This window comes from Peptoniphilus sp. Marseille-Q6390 (assembly GCF_965119475.1).
In genome coordinates this window covers 365,776-387,222 of sequence record NZ_CBCPLS010000001.1, presented here as the reverse complement: position 1 = coordinate 387,222, position 21,447 = coordinate 365,776, and the positions used below count along the sequence as shown (strand labels likewise).

Here is a 21,447-nt window from a genome sequence, read left to right as displayed (position 1 = left end):
AAAAATTTAGGGGTTTCTAAATAAATATATTTTTTTGTTTTTCTATTTTATCTAATGCTAAATGAATCTTTAATTACACATCTTCTTATTCTACAAAAACTCTTTGCACTTGTTATACCTTCACCAGTAGGGCCGGCAATTGTAAAAGTAGTAGAGCCCTCTCCACCAACACCAATCCCAGAATATGAAGGTGCGTTCTTTACAAAAATTGTACATTCTAAAAGTTTTGCCATTTTTGATAATTTGTCAACATTTTTTGAGTGCATTATTGCAGTATGTCTATTTCCATGTTCTGCCTTATGTGCACACTCTATTGCCTCATCAACATTAGGAACAGGAACTATAGGTAATATTGGCATCATCATTTCTTCAGTTACTAAGTGATCCTCTTTGTTTGCTTTAAAAATAATAAGCCTTATATCATCTGAAACTTCAATTCCAATTTTACTTAAAATATATTTTGCATCTTTTCCTACGAATTCAGTCTTTGGTTTTCCATTTTCTTGACTAACAGTGTTATCAAGATTTCTTATATCATTTTCAGATGTCAATAAATATGCACCATTATTTTTCATATAATATATTAAATTATCAATTTGAGATTCAACTACAAAAACTTCCTTTTCTGCAATACAAGGTACATTGTTATCAAAACTTGCTCCGTTAACGATGTCTTTTGCAGCTTTTTCAATATCTGCAGTTTCATCAACAACAACAGGTGGATTACCAGCTCCTGCTCCTATTGCTTTTTTACCAGATGAAAGAACTGTCTTAACAATTCCAGGACCACCTGTTGCTACAAGAAGTCTAACCTTAGGATGGTTCATCATAATATTAGTAGCCTCAATAGATGGTTCTCTGACCATGGTTATTAAATTAGCAGGCGCTCCACCTGCTACTAGAGCTTGATTAAGCATTTGAATAAGAGTTATTGAAGTTTCTTTTGCACGAGGATGTGGTGAAAACACAACAGAATTACCACCAACTATCATTGAAATTGAATTTGATATTATAGTCTCTGTTGGATTAGTAGTTGGTGTAATAGATCCTATAACTCCAAAAGGACAATATTCTTCAATCATAAGACCATTTGACCCTGTTAACGCATTTGTCCTCAAATCTTCTTTCCCTGGAGTTTTTATTGCAGCTACTCTATTTTTTATTAACTTGTCACTGACTCTTCCAATTTTAGTTTCTTCAACAGCCATATTTGTAAGAAGTTGTAAATTCTCTTCTTTTAATACTGTTTCTCTTATAATATCTGCAAATCTATCTCTTTCGTCAATGGAAAGATCATAAAGTTGTTTTTGGGCCTTATCTGCTGCTTCGATTGCTTCATCCATATTGTCAAAAACTCCATAATTTGTTTGACAACTTTCAAATGAATTATTTATACTTCCTTCTTTTCTTAATTCTTCAATTACTTGTTTTATGACTTCATCAATCATGTTGTTTTCCATATTTTCCTCCAATACAACTTTTTGAAATACCTAAGGGTGTTACCAATAAAGCTTCTTCGCTTCTATAAGTTTTTATCCCAGTTATTTTCTCAAATAAATCTTCTATTCCGTCAAAATTTGAAGCCCCTCCAACTAAATATAAGGCCTGTACGTCTTTATTAACTAACACATTTTTTACTATAATCGCCATTTTTTCTAAAACTGGCTTTACTATAGTTAATATTTCTCTGCTATTAGATTTTATTTTTAATTCTTCTGCCTCATCTATGTCTATATTATAGTATCCAGCTATCGTTAAGTTCATGTGATGACCACCTGTTGGTTCATCCCATGTTCCTATAACATTCCCATCTCTCATCAAACTTATCCCAGTTGTTCCTCCGCCTAAATCAACAATTGCACCATTTTTTATTCTCAATGTTTTCGCAGCTGCTGTTGGCTCATCAATTATGTTTGTAACTATAAAACCAGCTGACTCAACAACGTTAGATATAGCTTTTACACTCCTAGGATCAATTCCCGGTGGTATAGCACAAGCTGCATATATAAGCTCTACATTTAGTAATTTTTCTAGCTCTTCTTTTAAATCCTTGACAATTTTTATTGCTTCTAAGTAGTCAACAACAATTCCATCCCTTACAACCTTGGCATGTCTAATTAGACCTGCGATGGGGTTGTCACTCATATCTGTAACAACGAGTACAATATTTGCAGTTCCAAGATCCACTCCAACTTTTAATTCACTATCTTTAAAGTCAACAAATTTGTTTTCTTTTATTAAGTTTGAAAGTTTTAATAAGTCCTTATTCTTTATCAATTTCTCACCTAGTAAATTTTTTCAAAACAACATAGTCATTGTTTTTTATACCTACAGCATTTGCTTCATCAGTGTCTAAGTGCATTTCCAATTTGTACTTATCACTTACCCTAATGAGTACATTGCCCATTACTGCTTTTCTCTCACCAAAAAATTGCACATCAACAAAATCACCATCTTTTACATCCATAAACTTTGCATCTTCAGGAGTCATATGAATATGTCTAAGAGCTATTATAGTTCCTTCTGGCATATTTATTCGTCCACATGGTCCAATAACTTGAATACCAGGGGTTCCTTGTAGTTTTCCGGATTCTTTTATAGGTGCCTTCACTCCAAGTTTGAAAGAATCTGTAAGAGATATTTCCACTTGTGATTTTTTTCTTATGGGTCCTAAAATTCTTACATTGTTAAATTCACCTTTCGGACCTCGTATTGTTACGCATTCTTCGGCTGCAAACTGACCTGGCTGTTTTAATGTTGATTTAACAGTAAGCTCATAATCCTTTCCAAACAAGCTTTCTAAATCTTCTTTAGATAGATGTATGTGCCTATTTGATACACCTACAACAATCTTGTGATTATCTATATCATTTAATCTTTGTAAAACTTCTTTTGAAATTTTTGCTATAAGTTCATTATTATTCAACATATTACTTCCTTTTTTAGAAAATTAAATTTATTATAAACATACTAACTGCAATTACTATTGCAGGTGGGTCAATATATGTATCGCAGTGAGAATTAAAAATTCTGCCTGCAATTACCCATAGTATTGCATTGATGAATCCTGTGATAGCGGCTAAAAATATATTTTGCGTCAAAATAAATACAGTTGCTGCAGGATATGTTACATGATGCGTAATTGGAATAGAATAACCCATTTGTAGGAAAATAAGTGATAGGGCTGAAATTCCAAAAGCAAAAACAGGATAAATTGCCATAGCATCTTTACTAACTCCAGCTTCAATAAGCTTTTGACCAATTATGGCGATGCCTAGTGATAACAGGAATCCATTTACTGAATTTTGTATGATTTCAAATTTAGGAAATATCTCTCTTTTTTCTCCATCGTTTAATGTACCTATAATTGTTGTCTTCCCAAGGATAATTCTATTTAAAAATAAAACTATACATACACAAAAAGCAGGATAATCTGTTACAAATACAGATTGTTTTGTTATCAATGTAAAGGCGACTATACCTACCAAACCATAAATTCCACCGACCAATATTGTAGTTATATCATTAATACCAAAAAGAGATGCTAAAACATTTTGTGCATTATCTAGCTTTTTAGCTTTATTTGCTGCATATGCTGCTGCGGCAGCTCCTGCTGCAAAGGATACATGTGGACCAAAGAATGGACCAAATGCCACATTACCAACAATATAGTCTGTAACTCCTGAAAGGGTTAAAATAGATCCTATTAAAGCAAACACTCCTGTCAAGATAAAAGCTGGTATCGAACCAAAAGCTGCTCCGAAAGCTCCTCCTGCAAAACCTGCAATTATTGTTAAAATATCCATAGTACACCTACCTAATTAAGTTTTTTAGTTCATCTTTTTTGTCTGTTTTCTCCCAAGTAAATTCATCTTCATCTCTTCCAAAATGACCATAAGACGCTGTTTTTTTATAAACAGGCCTTTGTAACTTCAAGTTCTTTATTATGCCATCGATACTCAAATCAAAAATCTTCTCAGTTACCTTATAAATTTTTTCTAGATCATATTTTTCTGTTCCAAATGTATCTATATATACACTTTCTGGATTTTCTTTGCCAATAACATAGGCCAATTGTATTTCACACTTATCACATAATCCAGCTGCTACTAAATTCTTCGCAACGTATCTTGCCATATAAGATGCTGATCTATCAGCTTTAGATGGATCTTTTCCAGAATATGCTCCACCACCGTGTCTTCCAATTCCTCCATATGTATCAACAATTATTTTTCGTCCTGTTAATCCTACATCAGCCTTTGGTCCACCAATTGTAAATTTCCCAGTTGCATTTATATGAATTAAAGTATCGCCTTTTATCAAAGACTTATCTATAACCTTCATTATTACTTCCTTGATAAGCTCATATCTTAGAAGTGCAATATCTTTGCTTGCCTTATGATGTGCAGCAAGAACTATTGACTTAACATAACTAGGTCTTCCGTCTTCATATACCAAGCTAACTTGAGATTTTCCATCGGGGTACAAACCTTGAACTATTCCCTTTTTTCTAACTTCAGAAAGTCTTTTTGTGAGAGCATGAGAAAGTTCAACTGCTAAAGGTAGATAGGATTTACTTTCGTTTGTTGCATAACCAAAAACAAGTCCTTGATCTCCTGCACAAATTTTTTCTTGATTTACCCCCATTGCTATATCCTTTGACTGCTCATCTATATTTGTAAGAATAATAGCTTTATCTACATCAAAACCTGATTCATTAGTTGAATATCCAATTTCTTTGATTGCATCTAAAGCAACTTTCTCTACATCTATCTTTACTTTTGAAGTTACCTCTCCAGCTATAACAAGAAGATTGTTTGAAATCATATTTTCAATAGCAACTCTTGAATTGCTATCTTTTTTTAAATATTCATCTAAAATTGAATCTGATATTATGTCACAAACCTTATCAGGATGACCTTCTGTAACTGATTCTGATGTAATAATAAATTTATTCATTATATCACCTAGCTTTTCTAAACTGCTCAACTGTCATTTTCTCGTATTTTTTAAATACTTTGCTAAAATAACCATATTCGTTATATCCTAAATTAAATGCTATATCCAAAACACTGCTATTCTCTAACAATATGTATTCTTTTGCTAAATTTATTTTCTTTAAATGAATATAATTTACAACGGTTAGATTATATTCATTTTTAAAGAGCCTACTTAAATAACCTTGGGATATATTACATTCTTTCACAACATCATTAAGAGAAATATTTTTGTTTAAATTATTTTCAATATATTTAAAGACGTCTTTTAATATTGGATAATTAGCAACACTTTTTTCTTAAAATAATAATTGATAATTCTAAACATCCATATATTACAAAGTCTTTTATCTTTTACTGTTAAGTCACTAATTGGGAAATCCTTATATAGTAGATCTTTATCTTCTGCAAAGCTGTTAAAATTAATTATTTTATTTCCTAAGTTTTTTAATTTGTCTTTTATCTCATCCTTGACTTTTAAATCACTACTATTAAAATCAAATTCATTTATTATCTCAATTAAATACTCATTAACTTCAATAAAGTCATTCATATTAACTGTTTGTTCCATATTAAACAGAAAATCTTTTTCATAACTCTTTTGATTTATAGCGTCATATTTTTCTAGCTTCTCATTAACTTTTTCATATGTTAAAGGCTTTAATATTATTTGGTTTAAATTTATATTTTCATTTCCTTCAAAAACTAAATCATGAGGAAATGCTACCAACAATACTTTTGTTTTATTATTTGATTTTTCGATTTTATTTATAAAATCTACCCTTGTAATGTTAGGCATTATAAAATCAGAAAAAACTAAATTAATATTATTGCTTCTAACATAATCTGTTGCTTTGTTATAAGAATTTGTTTCTCCAAATATACTGAATTTCTCATTCTTTTCTATTATTTTTTTTAATGTATCTCTCATTAAGGTTTGATTACTTACTAATAGAACACTATACATATAATCACCCTAATTTTTCATAGGATATTTCATAGAAATAACTACCTTTTCATTGTCTTCAAAAATATTTATTTCTTGTTTTCCATTTGATATTTTTTTGAAATCATCTTCCAAATTCTTTATATATTCAAACATGTTTTTTACTTCTCCGCTTATGTTATGTATATCTTTTAACCTTTCAAATGCTTCTTTTGAAATTCCAACTCCATTATCATTAATTAAAATAATTATATTGTCTTCCTCTCTTTTTACATTTATTTCAATGTGGTACTCTTCCTCTTTGAAATTAAGTCCTAGATAACACATAACTAGAGTATAAGGAATTAATATTTTAAAAGGCATACTGCATTCCTTAACATCATCATCGATATTAATTTCATATTTGAATCTATCTTTATATTGAATTTTTTTCATTTTGAAATAATTAATCAAAGTTTTATAAACATAATTTATAGAATCAGAATCAATTTCAATTGAGTTAATGAAATAGTTCCTCAAATACTCGCTATATTGGCTGGTATTTTTTGCTTCTTCTATTAAGGCAAGATTTGAAAGTGACTCCATCAAATCGTTTAAAAAAAGTTTGTTTAAATTATTATTAATTTTTAAGATTTTGTTCTTAAGCTCTAAGTTTTTCCCTTCAAGCTTTTCTATCTTTTCTTCTAAGTCCTTTATTCTCTTTTTATTTTTACTTTCATGATAACTTGAAATCAATTCTTTCTTTATTATCTCTGAAATTATTAGCTCAACCAATCTCACAATTGACTCAAATTCTGTAAATGTATACTTTTTTGAATTTAAATCTATATTATTTAGATGTAAACTTTCCAAATCTATTTCATCAAGTAAAAGTTGTTCTTGCATCCTTAGGACTTTTTCAGGAGCATCCTCACATATTACTTGACCGCCTATAAAGGCACCTAAATATTTATCATTGATAACAATTGGGATTGCAACCTCTAATAAATTAAAAGGACAAAAATAAATTGATGTTTTTTTAGACACAGCTGATCTTATAGCACCAGATGCATCAGATAATTCACATATTTTTTTGCACATTACATTTTCTCTAATATATCTGCATCTTTTAGAGAAATTTGTCATCTCTGTTAGAGGCTCTCCCTTATAATCAATTGTGACAAAAGCAAGACCTGTTACGTCAGAAATAACTCTTTGAATTTCTTCTAAATATTCTTTTCCAAAAATCGAATATATGTCAATTCTACTTCTTCCGTCTGTGTATTTTTCATTGATTTTTATATTAGGTATATGTTTATATTTTTTATTAATGTTCATAAATCCCTCCAAGACGATTTAATCTCATAATAATCTTATAAAAGCTAATATATCTTTTCAATAATTTCTTTTATCTCATCAATGCTTATACTATTTACAGAAGTTTTCATACAATTGTCTTTTAAAGCATTCTCAGCAATTTGATTCTTCGATTCTAATAGTTTTTCTTTTGACACATTACATTCGCTTAAGCTTTTTGGCATATCCATAATTGCTTGTAAGACTTCAATAAATTTATTTAAATTATTTACTGCTTCTGTATCATCTTTAGCTGTAGTAACTCCAATCTTTCTTGCATAATTAGCATACCTTTTTTTCATTGATTCAACTTTCGAATTAAATCCTATAACACTTGTTAAAAGAATACCATTGCAAAGACCATGAGGTATTTGCAATTTAGCTCCTATTTGATGTGCTATTGCATGATTTATTCCAAGCCCTGCCATTTCAAATGCCATACCTGCCATCATAGATGCTAAATGCATCTCTTCTTTGGACTCAATATCGTTCATATTTCTATAACTTCTATAGAGATATTTAACAACCAATTCTCCAGCTTTTTCTGCTAAAGCATCGGAATATGAGCTTCTGTTTTTACCAACATAGGCCTCAATAGCATGAGTTAAAACATCTATGCCTGTATTTGCAATTATTTTCTTAGGAAGTTCTTTAACAAGACAGGTGTCTAAGATAGCCAAGTTCGGTAACATATCATAAGATTGTAGCAAGTGTTTTACTTGCGTATCATTGTCCTTTATTACTGATACACTTGTAACTTCAGATCCAGTTCCACTTGTTGTTGGTATTGCTATAAAATAAACATCTTTATTTGTAACTTCCTTAGCAAAATATATTACACCTTTTGCAGAATCAATGGAGGAACCTCCGCCAAATCCTATTATTATATCTATATTTTCTTTTATATATAGAGACAAAGCTTGACCTATTATTTCAAGACTTGGATCAGGCAAAACTTTGTCATATATAACAACTTTATTTGATGCGTTTATGTTACTTAAAACTTTATTCATAAGAACACTTTTTGCAATAAAAGAATCTGTTATTATTAAAATTCTCTTTTCTTCTATCTCTTTTAATTTACTGAGAGCTTTTCCTTGAAATACTATTTCTGTTTTATTTATTAAATCTTTCATACTTCATCACCTAATAGAAAAGGCATCAACCAAAGCACATCTTCTCTTTCTAGCAAAATTTCTTGCACTTGTTGAACCTTCACCTGTTTTATTTGCTATAGTAAAACTTACGGGATTGTTATCTGAAAACCCTATACCTTCTAAGGAACATCCATTTTTTACGAATATTGATGTTTGCATTTGCTTAGCGGCAATATTAAGCCTTTCTATAATATTAGAATAAATCCCTGCTGTATGATGCAGCCCTTGTTCAAGATTTAATGATGTTTCTAATGCGTCGTCAAAATTCTTTGCTTTGACTATTGCAACAACCGGCATCAATAACTCTTCTGTTGCAAAAGGATGAATTTTTGGAACATCCACAGCTATTAATTTGTAATCGCCATTAGATTCTATTCCAGCAAATTTTAATATTTCTTTTACATCTTTTCCGCCAAAAAATTTATTTGGCTTCAAGTCTTCTGTTAAAAGAACCTTAGAAAGTTTCAACATATCTTCAACTGTATCTACGTAAAAAACTCCCTCTTTTTCAAGAGCTATTTTGAATTTATCGTAAACTGATTCCACAATTACTATATTCTTTTCTGTAACACATAAAATGTTATTGTCAAAACTAGCCCCCTTTACAATGCAACTAGCTGCTTTATCTAAGTCTGCTGTTTCATCTACAATAAAGGTAGGATTAGCTGCCCCTGCTGATATTACTTTTTTGTCACATTTATTTGCAGCCCTCGCTATATCGCTTCCCCCAGTTACAACCAATAAATTTACATCAGGATGATGCATTATTTCTGATATATTTTTTATACTAACTTCAGATAGAGTAGTAACCAAATTATCAATACCTGATATTCTAAGTATTGTAGTCGCTATTATGTCAGTAAGGTATTTTGTTACTTCTATTGCCCTTGGGTGGGGACATAGAATAACGGCATTGCCAGAAGCCAATAAACCTATTACATTATTTATTACCGTAGCTACAGGATTTGTGCTTGGCATAATAGCGCAAGCAATTCCAAAAGCAGAATATTCGTAAAGAGTCATAACTTTATCTTTAGTTAAAACTTCTGAAACTAAATCTTCAGTTCCTGGTGTCCTCTCAATACTCAACTTTATTTTCTCAATTTTGGATACAACATTACCCATGCAAGTTTCTTCATAACTTGTTTGTGCAAGTTCATCTACATGATTTAAAAGTTCTTTTCTAAGTTCTTGTATTATTTCCTCTCTATCTGAGATCCCAAGCTTTCTATATAATTGAAAAGATGATTTTACAGCATCTATTGCATCGCATACTGTATCAAATACTGCTCTTTTATTCATAAATCTACCTCACACAATTAAATCATCAATAATTCCTATTATTGCCAAATCTATCACCGATGATTTCCTATCATCTTCTACACGAACTGATGAACCAGAACCTACTAGTACAAGCTCACCAATACCAGCTCCTACATAATCAGCCGCAACTGATTCGTTTCTAACTTTTTCGCCCTTGGCATTAATAGGCTGTATTATCATAAGCTTATATCCTACTAGGGTGTCATTTTTTCTTGTTGCAACAACATTACCAACTACTTTTGCGATAAACATAATATCACTACTCACTTGTCTTAAGGTTCTTTGAATCTTTTTTAGCTTTCTTGCTTTGAGTTTTTTTGATTTCCTTGCTTTCAACTTTTACAGTTTCAGCTATTTTAACTTCTTTTTCACTCAAATTGTTTTTAGTTTCAGATTCCTTTTCAACCTTTTCTTCTTTTTTTTCATTTTCTACTTTATTTTTATCTTCAACTTCTTTTATTTTTTCTTTACTTAAAGTTTTTACCTCATCTTTTGCGTTAACTTCAAGCTTATCCTCTTTGTCTAAATGAAAAAAACCGTCAAGACTATTAGCTGGCCTTGGTATAACTTTTGATGAAACAAATTTGTTAAATGAAACTGCCAAACTTTTTCCAGAATCGATGGCAGCTTTTACTGCTCCTACATCTCCAGATACTTTCACAGTAACAAAGCCCATCCCTTTAGTAATTTCGACATCTTCCATTTTTATATTTGAAGCTTTAAGCATTGTATCCGCTACTATAATAGCGTTTGTTAGACCTACTACTTCTATAAGTCCCAGTGCCCTATTCATAATTTCTCACTTCCTCTATATCAACTATATTTATTCCATAACTTAAAATTTCCTCATAATAACTTAATAGTTTCTTTATATATTTTTCAGGTTCTTTCCCTGTTACAGTTTTTACTGTTTCCTTCCATAAATATATATTTTTGCCATTTTCAAAAAGTTTCATTACAAGTGCAGATTCAAGCTCATCTTCATTTAACATTGTTATATTAACAATATTTTTCATTTTTATATCAAGGAAGAAAGTATCGTTTTTTGAAATTAAATCAAGTTTATTTTCATCAAAATCTATAACTTCTTTCCAACAACATGAATTCTTTATTGTAAGCTTATGACTTTCGTCCAATTCTCGGCTTATAATTGCATTTGCATTTAAATTTAGTTTTTTCAAACTATCAAGGGCAATATAATATTTGTTATTCCATGGCTTTGAGAATATAAAATTAATGTTTCTATTTTCAGAAATTTGTTTCGCTATAAGCTTTATAATTTCTTCAAGCTCTTTTTTACTAATATTCATTTAATCACCCTACTTATATAAGTAATAGAAAAGTTAAAATACCAAAAGATATTTTAACTTTTCTCAATTCTATTATGCTTAAATATTATTTATCAAAGTGAGGGATAATTTTTTCAGTATCTGAATGTGGTCTTGGGATTACGTGAACTGATACTACTTCGCCAATAGCTCTTGCTGATGCAGCACCTGCATCTGTAGCAGCTTTAACTGCTCCTACATCTCCTCTTACCATTACAGTTACTAAACCAGAACCAATTTTTTCATATCCTACTAGATTTACATTTGCAGCCTTTACCATAGCATCTGCTGCTTCAATTGCACCTACTAAACCTTTTGTTTCAACCATTCCTAAAGCGTCTGAATTCATAATTTACCTCCTGATTATTTTCTATTAAATATATGGACTTGTTGTTGATTTAGGATCTTCTCCTAAAGCCCCTAGCAATTTTTTACCAACTTCTATAGCTGCCTTTACAGCTTGACGAACTGCTCCTGAATCTCCTGTGAAAGTTAATATAACTTCGTTAGAAAAACTTGTTCCTTGTCCTGGAGAAGCATATCCTACTACTTCAATGTTTGCGGCTTTAACAGCAACATCAGCAAGAACTGTACCAATTCCAGCTGGAGCTCCAATTACCATACCAAAGCTCTTTCCATTAGGTGTTCCAAAAGCCTTTTCTAAACAATAACTAGCCCTAGCAGTGTATTGGAATTCCAAGTGGCCTGCGTCATTAGAATATACATCTCCAAAATATTTTGGAAGTACATCCAACGCTATTTCTACAGCACGTCTTGCATCAGACACATCATCTGCTCCTATATATATTAAGCATCCGTGTCCTGCTCCACCCTTTGTATCTCTTGGAAGTTCAACAGTAATTACTTCTGTGTTAGTTGCTTTTACTGCATCATCGACAGCCATAATTTGTGGACCTGCCCCAGTTCTTGAACCAATAATACCTATTGATTTGTATTTTCCAAGATTTAGCTTGTCTACTAACATTGGATCAACACTAGCTATTACTAATCCGATTGTATCTCCTATTGCTGTTCCAACAAATTCAGTAACGTCTACTTTTTTGCATCCATTTGAAGGACAGCATTCAGTATCTTTTTGGTCTATTCCCAATTCATTAGATACTTGTCCCATTATTTTTTCTAATAAATCTTTATCCATCGTTTCCTCCTTAGCCTCCTACTTTACAAATTAATCCACTAGATTCCACTATTTCTTTTAATTTGTTTATATGATCTTCATCTAGTTTTTTTACATTAGATAGTTCATAATCTCTACCTAATAAATTATATTTTCCTTCACCAAAGTTATGATAAGGCAATATGTGTAACTCTTTTACATTTGGCAATGTTTTTACAAAAGCAACTATATCCCCGAATTCTTTTTCATCTGCATTAACACCAGGGATAGTTGGTACCCTTATTATTGTATTGGCAATTTCCTGTAAAATTCTTGCATTCTTTTTTATAAGCTCATTACTTACACCAGTTACTTTTTTGTGCAGTTCATCATTGTTTGCTTTTATATCAAGTAAAACTAAATCTATATGTGGAACAACATCTCTTATTACTTCTTCAGAAGCATACCCTTCTGTTTCTATTGCAGTATGCCATCCTCTTGATCGGCAAGCTTTAAAAATTTCTTTAGCAAATTCAGGTTGCATTAAAGTCTCTCCTCCAGAAAGTGTTATTCCTCCATTGGATCTGTAGTAAAAAGAATCATCTTTTTTTAGTTCAGTAATAACTTCTTCTACATTCATTACTTTACCCTTAACCTCCAATGCACTAGAAGGACATACATTCGCGCATTCTTCACACATCACACATTTGTCTCTATCGATAAAATTCGGGTTTTTAGGGTCTAATGCCTTTTGTTTACAGGCCTTGATGCACATGCCGCAATGTATGCAAAGAATCTCTCTAAACATTAGCTCTTTTCCTTTTCTTTGCGATTCAGGATTTGAGCACCAAATACATCTCAAAGGGCATCCTTTTAAGAATACTATGGTTCTAATCCCAGGACCATCGTTTATTGAATATCTTTGAATATCAAATACGACACCCTCTTCATTATAATTTATAGAATCCATAGTCACCTCCAACTTACATAGTATGTTCTGTTCTATTTATAATATCGTCTTGTACCTCTTTGGCTAATGTTACAAAGTGAGCTGAATATCCTGCTACACGAACTAACAAATCTTTGTGATCTTGAGGATTCTTTTGTGCTTCAATTAAGGTATTTCTATCTACTACATTGAATTGAACATGGGCTCCTTTATGGTCGAAATAACTTCTAACAATAGACACAAAGTTCTTTAATCCTTTTTCTCCTGAAACAGCTTGTGGTGAAAACTTTTGGTTATAAAGAGTACCGTTAGATGCTTGACCGTGTGGAAGCTTAGCTACAGAATTAGCAGCAGCAGTAGGGCCATTTGTATCCTTACCTTGTCTTGGTGAAACACCATCAGCAAGTGGTGCATGTGCAAGTCTACCATCAGGAAGTGCTCCTACATCTTTACCAAATAATACATTGGCAGATACTGGATAAATTCCTGCTTGGAATGCTCCTCCTCTTGGATTTGTATATTTATCAACTTCATCACAATAAATTTTTGCAGCTCTGATTGCAAATTCGTCACAAAGTTCATTATCATTACCAAAGCTATCAGTGTTATCAAGTATTTTTTGAATTGTTCTGAACTTTCCTGTTGTTTCTTGTGAACCACATCCACAATCACTAGATACTACATATTCTTCATTTAATTTGTTTTCAAGATCGTCAACATTAATTGATCCTGTTGAAGCTAAGATTTTCTTAACAGCTTCATAAATTTCACTTTCATTCATTTCTCCAACCTTAGCAGAAACAGTTTGAGTATTGCATCCACATCCAGGCATTAATGAGTCTGTGAATCCAAAGTTCTTTTCTAATGCTTCTCTTAAATCAGTAAGAGAAATTTTCTTTTCTTCAAATACATTTTTGTAAATAGCGTATAATGAGTCTCCAGAATCTGCTACACCGAATGCTTGAGGTCCTGTAAAGTTATAAATAGCTCCACCTGATTGAGCAGATTTACCTCTCTTAATACAATCGTCAACCATAGCTGACATAAATGGAAGATTTCCTCTTTCCATATGTGCATAATCAACGCAGTTATCAGCTTCAGCTAAGTATTTTACAAAGTATTCCATTTGTTTTTGATATGCAACAAATATGTCATCAATAGACTTCATATCAGTAAGTTCGCCAGTCTTAGGTCCAAGTTGTTTTCCATTACATCTACCATTGTTTAATGTTATTTCAAGAACTTTTGCTATGTTAAAGAAAGCGGCATCGTGCCATCCTTCAGTTCTATGACCTGCTTGAGGTTCAACACAACCTATAATTGAGTAGTCTCTTGCATCTTCTAGCTTAACTCCTCTTGATACTAAGTTAAGTACAATGACTTCATCGTTATAGAAAGCAGGAACGCCGTATCCTAGTCTTGAAACTTCACAAGCTCTTAATAAGAATTCATAAGGAGAATTTTGATGAACTCTTACTGAGAATGATGGTGCTGGTAAAGCAACATGAGCAACAGCTTCCATACACATATAAGATACGTCATTTGTAGCATCAAAACCTTCAGAATCTTGTCCACCTACACATAGGTTTTGGAATACTGCATAACCAGCAAAGGCTTGAGCTGAAATTTCGTCACGAGTTTTATTTATATCGTTTAACTTAACCCAAATACAATCTACTAGTTCTTGGGCAAATTCTTTTGTAATGGTTGTATCTGCCTTATAAGATGGATACATATATTGGTCAAATCTTCCTGGTGAGATTGAGTGACCGTTTGATTCAATTTGAACCATTATTTGAACAAACCAAAAAGCTTGGCAAGCTTCCCAGAAATCTCTTGCTCCATATTCAGGAACTCTCTTACAGTTTTCTGCAATTCTTAAAAGTTCTTGTTTTCTTTGAGGATTAGTTTCAACATTTGCTAATTCTTCAGCCTTCTTAGCATATCTGTGCGCAAAATTTATAGCAGCGTTATAAGAAATTATAACTGCCTTATAAAATTGCATCTTTTTAATTGATTCAGGTTCTGATTCGTCAATTTCATTCATTGCTTTGACTGTTTCTTCAAGAACTCCTCTGAAACCTTTTTTAATTATTTTTTCATAATCTACATTAACGTGTCCTACACCGCCATAGAAATAATTACCTACAGTAAATATTCCATTTGCAATGCAATCCTTTGCTTCTGTACTCATTAAAGAATCTGCAAATTCAGATGTAGTTTTTCCCTTCCAATATTTAAATACTTCATGTAGTTCTTTTTTTGTTTCTTCTGGAATCACAAAAGGATCTGCAAGTCTTGTTGCCATTGTGTCGAACTCAGCTTCTACCCATTCGTAAGAAAATTCAGGGCATAGTCCTGTTGATCTTGGTGCCTTTGTAATGGAACCAACAATTAATTCATCATCTCTAATTGTTACTGGAAGCTCATTAAAAAGTTTTTCAACTGCTTTTGCTCTTCTTAATATGTTTGTAAGACCTTCTGTTTCTTTGTAAGACTCTGTAATTAATCTTGCTCTGTCAGACTCAACTTGTGGCACTGCATCGATAATAACTTGTCTTAGTCTTTTCACTCTCTCTGTAGGTTGTGAAAACCCTTTTTCTAACATAAAATACCTCCTAAATTTTATTTTGCTTATGTAAACCATCAAGCTTATGGAAATTATATACTTTACCAGAATTAGATTTAAAATATTATGCAAACCTTTGTAAGGTAAAATTAAAACTTTTAATATGTATCCTTTTGATATTCGTTGACTAACGTTTTACCAATTTTTTATGAAAAAGTGACAATATAAACTTTTCGTTGTACAATCAAAACATTTTCCCAGACATATGTTGAATTTAATTTTTTCTTAAAATAAAATTATCCTTATATAAGATAAGGAAGTGATTTTATGGATTCTTCTTATTTACTTGTTGAATTCCGAAGTATAGCCCTTGGTTATAAAGAAGTAAATTCAATAATTTTAAATTATCCTGTTGAACTTTTTTTAGTAAAAAATATTTGTCCTGGGAGTATTCTTTTTATATTTAAAGGAAATGACCACGATATCCTAGGAATAAAAAATTATTTAAAAGAAAAAAACATATCTGCTCTACCCATTCTAAATATACATGAAGGTGTTATAGGCAGGATTAATTCTCCTGACAAATCAATAAAAATATCTTCTTTAATGATTTGTGAGTTTAAAAACAGTATTTCTGCCATTAAGGCTTCTGACTTATGTTTAAAAGCATCTGGTGTTTCTATAATTAAAATTCATTTCCAAGTCGGACTTTTTGGAAAAGGTATTCTTATCTTAAGCGGTTTGTTGTCAAGTCTTGAGAATTCAAAAGAGACTATTTTAAATAATTTTTCAGATAAAGAAATTGTCGCTTTAGAAATCATCGAAAATCCTGTAGAGGAGTTAATAAAATGTATTTAGATAAAATAGAAAATATTCAAAAAAAATACCACTCTCTTTTAAGAGACGGAAAAGAAGTTGAAATGCTCCCTCTAATTGAAGAAGCTATTGAAATTGCTTTTTCCAATAAAGATTTTGCAAAGCTAGTTGAATTACTTAATGATTATGGTGGCGCACTTAGAAATACAGGAGATTATTCTAAGAGTATTCAAAGCCTACTAACTGCAAAAACCCTCATTGAAACTCATTTCAACAAAAACTCTGAAGCCTATGCAAATACTCTTATGAATTTAGCAAATGCTTATAGAATGAATTCTGATAGAGAAGAGGCCTTGAATTTATTTAATAAAGCTGATAAAATTTTCAAAAATTTAAACCTTTATAATTATTCATACGCATCAAACGCAAACAACTTGGCTCTTCTTTTCTTAGAAGATGGAAACCCTCAAAGGGCCTATGATCTTTTAAAATCGGCTGAAAAGATTTTGTCTGAAATTCCACACCATAGCATACAACTTGCAACTACATATAATAATTTATTTGAAGTTTGCACTCTTATGAAAAAAGATAGCGAAGCCGAAGATTATATTTTTAAAGCAAAAGAATTCCTTGAAAGTAAGATTTCTCCATCTAATCCACTTTATGCTAGTGTACTCAATAATCTTGCAAAATATTATTTTAATATAGGAGAAATTGAAAAAAGTACATCACTTTATAATATTTCAAAAAAAATCATTGAAAATACTTACGGAAGAGAAAGCGAGGCTTATAAGAATATAGTTAGCAACTTAAATTTCATTAAAGAAAATTTAAAACCAGAGTCAAAACATTATATTACTGAAAATAATTTGAAAAAAGGTATAGAAATATCGGAGGACTTTTATTTCAACCATGTAAAACCCTTCATATTAAAAAATTATCCAGATTTTGTTAGATATTCTGCCTTTGGTCTAGTTGGTGAAGGTTCTGAATGTTACGGTTTTGATGATGAAATTTCTAAAGATCACGATTTTATAAAGAGATGTTATTGGTTTTTACCTAGAGATATAATTTCTCAACTCCCTATCACTGAAATAAACTTAGGTGATGGGCTTGTAAAGATTATTGCAGTGGAAGATTTTTACAAGTATTATACTCTTTATGAAAAAGGTCCTTTAACTTTGAAAGAATTTAGAAAAGTCCCTCAAGATCTTTTATCAGTAGCTACTAATGGAAAGATATTCGAAGATAATTACGGCAAGTTTTCTTATATTAGGCAAAGACTTCTAGCATATTATCCAAAAGATTTAGTTTTAAAGAAACTAGCTTACCTTTGTAATAAAATTGCCCAATCAGGTCAGTATAACTATCAAAGATGCTTAAAAAGAAATAATTTAATGGGAGCTCAGATTGCACTTAGCGAATTTCTGCAATATTATTGTGAATTTATTCACCTAATAAATAAAAAGTATATGCCTTTCTATAAGTGGCAATATAGATCTCTAAAATCATTACATTTACTTGGCGAATATACTTGTTCAAAAATGGATGCTCTATTGTCTTATAGTGACGTTAGCGAATCACTTCAAAAAATTGACATTATTGAAGAAATGTGTGAGAAGTTAGTGGGATACCTAAATAAAGCTAACTTTTCGAATTTAAATGCAAATTTTTTAAAATATCATTCTTCTGAAATAGTTAAAAAAATAAATAATGAAGAATTAAAAAATGAAGATACATGGATAAAGTAGGTTAAATATGAAATTCGATTCAACATCAAAAAAAAGAGATGAAACTCTAAAAAAAATTGTAATAAGTGAATGGAAGTTTTTTACTAATGTAAATAATTTAGGTAAAAGAGCTTTCTGTCAAGATGATTCTTTTACCTTTATATACTCTCGTCTTTGTTACTGGAATATCTATAATGATATAATACTAACTTCTTATTTAAATGACTTAATCAGTGCTAAAAAGGACAATAGAAATCTGATTACAGAAAAATATGCTTATATGATGCAATATACTGATCCTAAATATTTTAGCAAAATAAAAAATAATCTCCCTTATATCTCAAAGGACAAAGATATCCTCGTCAATTCAATAATGGCTATTTATCTCGCTTGGGAAGAAGATATTAGAAAAAACAACCCAGAAATCTTGGATAATAAGAGAGATTTATATAATTCAACAAACAGTACAGCTAATACTAGCATAGAATACTATTTCAAAGGTGAACTCTATAGTTATTCAGAAACAACTTTAAAACTTATATCCAAATATTATATAAGTGCATATCAAAAAGGAATAAATTTAGTTGAAAAAAACTTAAAATTTCTTAAAGATAAATAGTCTTATAACTTTTACAATAATATTCCTTACTTTTAAAGCTACTTTAATACTAAGTGAATTAACGAATCTTTACTCCAAAAATCACTTACAAAAATACTCCTATAAATTCACAGTCATAGTAAGTTTTTAAAAATTTTCCCTTTAATGATTATAAATAATATTAAAAACAAGGTCGGATTGTCGACCTTGTTCTTTATTTATATGACAATTTCTGGTAGAATATTTTTAAATTACTTTTTAAAACATGAAAGGAGCTCACATGAAAAATTTTAAGGTCAGAGACCTTGTCATCACTTCACTATTTATTGCACTTGTATATGTATTCACTTGGATTGTAAAAATCCAACTTCCCTTCTCTCCCAACGGCGGCTTGATTCACTTGGGCAATGTACCCTTCTTCTTGGCAGCCATATTTTTTGACAAGAGAGTTGGCATGACAGCAGGAGCTCTAGGCATGGGACTCTTCGACCTCACAAGTGGATGGATTCTTTGGTCTCCAATGACTGTGATCTCAGCACTTATTATGGGCTACATACTTAACAAGATGAACTACAAGAAGTACACTCTTAAAAGTTTAATCTTGTCCTTCATTCTTGTTGCCCTTGTAAAAGTTGTTGTTTATTACATAGGAGAAATTTTTATCTTGTCTTCCTTTGTTGCACCCCTTGCATCAATACCAGGCAACCTAATTCAAATTGGCGTTTCATCCGTCATAGTCCTTGTGATATTAAAACCCATGGAAAAAGTTTTTAATAGCATAAAATAAAAAAGATAGCTAGATTAAATTTTCTAGCTATCTTTATTTTTTTATAAAGTTTCTCTCAATCATTATATTCAATTTTAAAATAATCTAAATAAGTTTTGAACCTGTCCTGAGCTGAAAGGCAAGTTTCTACCAAGTAGCCTCTTTCCTTTTTGTATTCTGCAAGACCTCTGTAATAGAAAAATTTTAAGTCTTCACTAATGATAAAGGGAACGAGGTCATGCTTTAGACACTCCTTAAAGATAATCAACCTTCCAAGTCTTCCATTGCCATCTTGGAAGGGATGAATTTTTTCAAACTTATAATGAAAGTCAATTATATCTTCCAAAGTCTTGTCTGTCCTCTCATTGTAGGAATCTAAAAGTTTCTTCATATCACGAGACACATCTTCTGGCGAAGTCGTTTCATATCCACCAACTTCGTTGGGATAGGCCTTATAATCTCCAACCTTAAACCAGTCTAACTTCGAGTCACTTGTGCCAGCCTTTAAAAATTTGTGAATATCTTTTATATAGTCTTCTGTTAAATCTTCATCGTAGGAGTCGATGACCTTATCAATTGCTTGGAAGTGATTTACAGTTTCTATAACATCATCAACATTTACTGCCTCATTGACTCCAAGAGTGTTAGTTTCAAATATCATCCTAGTTTGGTCTTCAGTCAGTTTACTTCCCTCGATGTGATTAGAGTTATAAGTGAATTCAACTTGAAGTTTGTGATATATTCCACCACTTATTTTATTGTTTTTTTCGTATTTTAAAACATCTAATAAATTTCTATTCATAATACAATTATATCCTTTTTGCCAGCAGCCAACAAGAAAGTAATAAGTAGTCTCCTAACTCTTAGATAAGGCTAAAACAAAATAGAAAATTTTTAAAAATTATCTTGGATTATTATTTCCCTATTTTTATTTATGTCCTCTGCCTTCTTTAGCATTCTCTCAAGGTCTTTTTCATCGAAATTGTAAACAGAGTTGCAGAAATAGCAATTTACTTCTGCCTTCTTGTCTTCTTCTAAAATTTCTCTAATTTCTTTTGGACCAACTGACACTATTGCATCTTCAACTTTTTCACGAGAGCAGTTGCACTTGTACTCAATGTCTCTCTTTTCAAGGACCTTGTAGTTCATGCCTTCCATTAAAATTTCAATTAACTTTTCTGCGTCGTGGTACTCATCAATCACTGAAGTTACATTCTTTAACTTCTTCAAGTTTTCTTCCAGCTTTGCAATTTCTTCTTCCCTGCAGTCTGGCATTAGTTGAACTATGAAGCCACCTGCTGCCTTTATTGAATAGTCAACATCAACTAGGACTCCAAGTCCAACTGCTGATGGAACTTGATCTGATTGCAAGAAGTAAACTGCAAGGTCTTCTGCAATTTCTCCACTTGTTAGGTTAACTGTTCCTGTGTAAGGCTTCTTCATCCCAACATCCATTGTCACAGTAAGGGTTCCTTGGCCCACTGCTCCTGCCACGTCAATCTTGCCGTCGGACTCTCTTGTTGGAAGGTCGGCCCCAGGTCTTGCAACGTAACCCTTTACAAAGCCATCATTTTTACAAGTTGTAATAATTGGACCTGCTGGTCCGTTTCCGTTAATGGAAAGAGTTATTGAGTCCTTTTCATTTTTTTGCCATGAACCAATAATTGCTGTTGCAGTTAAAACCCTGCCAAGGGCTGCTGAAGTTGTCTTTGAAAGATTGTGAATTTTTCTTGCCTCTTCAACCACGTCAGTTGTTATGGCAGCAGAAATTTTTATAGTTTCTGTTTCATCTATTGCTCTTAAAATATATCCCAAA

23 protein-coding genes are annotated in these 21,447 nt (G+C 31.4%); 4 read left to right on the top strand and 19 right to left on the bottom strand.

Annotation, left to right across the window (positions count from 1 at the left end):
* Positions 1-47: 47 nt before the first annotated feature.
* From ACWPVO_RS01900 to ACWPVO_RS01820, 17 genes are all read right to left on the bottom strand, one after another.
* On the bottom strand, positions 48-1,460 hold the full coding sequence (locus ACWPVO_RS01900) for an aldehyde dehydrogenase family protein (protein ID WP_454206164.1): 1,413 nt from the start codon (positions 1,458-1,460) through the stop codon (positions 48-50).
* On the bottom strand, positions 1,441-2,277 hold the full coding sequence (gene eutJ, locus ACWPVO_RS01895; RefSeq protein ID WP_005957737.1) for an ethanolamine utilization protein EutJ: 837 nt from the start codon (positions 2,275-2,277) through the stop codon (positions 1,441-1,443). Before eutJ ends, ACWPVO_RS01900 begins: the two co-directional genes overlap by 20 nt.
* 4 nt (positions 2,278-2,281) lie before the next feature.
* Positions 2,282-2,929: a phosphate propanoyltransferase gene (gene pduL, locus ACWPVO_RS01890; protein WP_005957709.1), complete on the bottom strand. Its 648-nt coding sequence runs from the start codon at positions 2,927-2,929 to the stop codon at positions 2,282-2,284.
* A gap of 13 nt (positions 2,930-2,942) precedes the next feature.
* The gene (locus ACWPVO_RS01885; RefSeq protein WP_454206161.1) at positions 2,943-3,806 is read right to left on the bottom strand and encodes a hypothetical protein; all 864 of its coding nucleotides are present in this window, start codon (positions 3,804-3,806) and stop codon (positions 2,943-2,945) included.
* A gap of 7 nt (positions 3,807-3,813) precedes the next feature.
* Positions 3,814-4,959 carry a methionine adenosyltransferase gene (gene metK, locus ACWPVO_RS01880; RefSeq protein ID WP_195443527.1) on the bottom strand — a complete coding sequence of 382 codons (1,146 nt, stop codon included), beginning with the start codon at positions 4,957-4,959 and terminating at the stop codon, positions 3,814-3,816.
* Between the two features lie 4 nt (positions 4,960-4,963).
* Complete coding sequence (locus ACWPVO_RS01875; protein ID WP_454206159.1) at positions 4,964-5,206, bottom strand: helix-turn-helix domain-containing protein; 243 nt, start codon at positions 5,204-5,206, stop codon at positions 4,964-4,966.
* A gap of 59 nt (positions 5,207-5,265) precedes the next feature.
* Positions 5,266-5,928: a response regulator gene (locus ACWPVO_RS01870; RefSeq protein ID WP_454206157.1), complete on the bottom strand. Its 663-nt coding sequence runs from the start codon at positions 5,926-5,928 to the stop codon at positions 5,266-5,268.
* 45 nt (positions 5,929-5,973) lie between these two features.
* On the bottom strand, positions 5,974-7,260 hold the full coding sequence (locus ACWPVO_RS01865) for a PocR ligand-binding domain-containing protein (RefSeq protein ID WP_282925080.1): 1,287 nt from the start codon (positions 7,258-7,260) through the stop codon (positions 5,974-5,976).
* Between the two features lie 44 nt (positions 7,261-7,304).
* Positions 7,305-8,414: a 1-propanol dehydrogenase PduQ gene (locus tag ACWPVO_RS01860; protein ID WP_282925079.1), complete on the bottom strand. Its 1,110-nt coding sequence runs from the start codon at positions 8,412-8,414 to the stop codon at positions 7,305-7,307.
* Between the two features lie 6 nt (positions 8,415-8,420).
* Positions 8,421-9,737 carry an aldehyde dehydrogenase gene (locus tag ACWPVO_RS01855; protein ID WP_282925078.1) on the bottom strand — a complete coding sequence of 439 codons (1,317 nt, stop codon included), beginning with the start codon at positions 9,735-9,737 and terminating at the stop codon, positions 8,421-8,423.
* 9 nt (positions 9,738-9,746) lie between these two features.
* Positions 9,747-10,010 carry a EutN/CcmL family microcompartment protein gene (locus ACWPVO_RS01850; protein WP_005957819.1) on the bottom strand — a complete coding sequence of 88 codons (264 nt, stop codon included), beginning with the start codon at positions 10,008-10,010 and terminating at the stop codon, positions 9,747-9,749.
* A gap of 7 nt (positions 10,011-10,017) precedes the next feature.
* Positions 10,018-10,551 (bottom strand): BMC domain-containing protein, encoded by a 534-nt coding sequence (locus tag ACWPVO_RS01845; protein WP_005957812.1) that lies wholly within the window; start codon positions 10,549-10,551, stop codon positions 10,018-10,020.
* On the bottom strand, positions 10,544-11,068 hold the full coding sequence (locus ACWPVO_RS01840; RefSeq protein ID WP_195443539.1) for a hypothetical protein: 525 nt from the start codon (positions 11,066-11,068) through the stop codon (positions 10,544-10,546). The genes ACWPVO_RS01845 and ACWPVO_RS01840 overlap by 8 nt, the downstream gene beginning before the upstream one ends.
* A gap of 85 nt (positions 11,069-11,153) precedes the next feature.
* Entirely contained in the window at positions 11,154-11,435 is a 282-nt protein-coding gene (pduA, locus tag ACWPVO_RS01835; protein ID WP_005957821.1) for a propanediol utilization microcompartment protein PduA, read from the bottom strand.
* A 24-nt stretch (positions 11,436-11,459) separates the two neighbouring features.
* Positions 11,460-12,245: a propanediol utilization microcompartment protein PduB gene (pduB, locus tag ACWPVO_RS01830; RefSeq protein ID WP_005957739.1), complete on the bottom strand. Its 786-nt coding sequence runs from the start codon at positions 12,243-12,245 to the stop codon at positions 11,460-11,462.
* A gap of 10 nt (positions 12,246-12,255) precedes the next feature.
* Complete coding sequence (locus ACWPVO_RS01825) at positions 12,256-13,173, bottom strand: glycyl-radical enzyme activating protein (RefSeq protein WP_040541784.1); 918 nt, start codon at positions 13,171-13,173, stop codon at positions 12,256-12,258.
* A gap of 13 nt (positions 13,174-13,186) precedes the next feature.
* Positions 13,187-15,760, bottom strand: coding sequence for a glycyl radical protein (locus tag ACWPVO_RS01820; RefSeq protein ID WP_195443554.1), 2,574 nt, complete (start codon positions 15,758-15,760; stop codon positions 13,187-13,189).
* A 288-nt stretch (positions 15,761-16,048) separates the two neighbouring features.
* On the opposite strand from ACWPVO_RS01820, the gene ACWPVO_RS01815 reads away from it, so the two are divergent.
* From ACWPVO_RS01815 to ACWPVO_RS01800, 4 genes are all read left to right on the top strand, one after another.
* A complete protein-coding gene (locus ACWPVO_RS01815) occupies positions 16,049-16,579 on the top strand; it encodes a BMC domain-containing protein (RefSeq protein WP_195443557.1) in 531 nt (176 codons plus the stop codon).
* A complete protein-coding gene (locus tag ACWPVO_RS01810) occupies positions 16,570-18,288 on the top strand; it encodes a DUF4037 domain-containing protein (RefSeq protein WP_454206151.1) in 1,719 nt (572 codons plus the stop codon). Before ACWPVO_RS01815 ends, ACWPVO_RS01810 begins: the two co-directional genes overlap by 10 nt.
* A gap of 7 nt (positions 18,289-18,295) precedes the next feature.
* A complete protein-coding gene (locus ACWPVO_RS01805) occupies positions 18,296-18,886 on the top strand; it encodes a DUF4125 family protein (RefSeq protein WP_005957757.1) in 591 nt (196 codons plus the stop codon).
* 259 nt (positions 18,887-19,145) lie between these two features.
* Positions 19,146-19,652 (top strand): ECF transporter S component, encoded by a 507-nt coding sequence (locus ACWPVO_RS01800; RefSeq protein WP_454206148.1) that lies wholly within the window; start codon positions 19,146-19,148, stop codon positions 19,650-19,652.
* A 55-nt stretch (positions 19,653-19,707) separates the two neighbouring features.
* Here ACWPVO_RS01800 and ACWPVO_RS01795 read toward each other — a convergent pair whose 3' ends face one another.
* Positions 19,708-20,433 (bottom strand): Fic family protein, encoded by a 726-nt coding sequence (locus ACWPVO_RS01795; RefSeq protein ID WP_060799562.1) that lies wholly within the window; start codon positions 20,431-20,433, stop codon positions 19,708-19,710.
* Positions 20,434-20,525: 92 nt separating this feature from the next.
* Complete coding sequence (gene hslO, locus ACWPVO_RS01790; protein WP_454206146.1) at positions 20,526-21,446, bottom strand: Hsp33 family molecular chaperone HslO; 921 nt, start codon at positions 21,444-21,446, stop codon at positions 20,526-20,528.
* Between the last annotated feature and the right edge of the window lies 1 nt (position 21,447).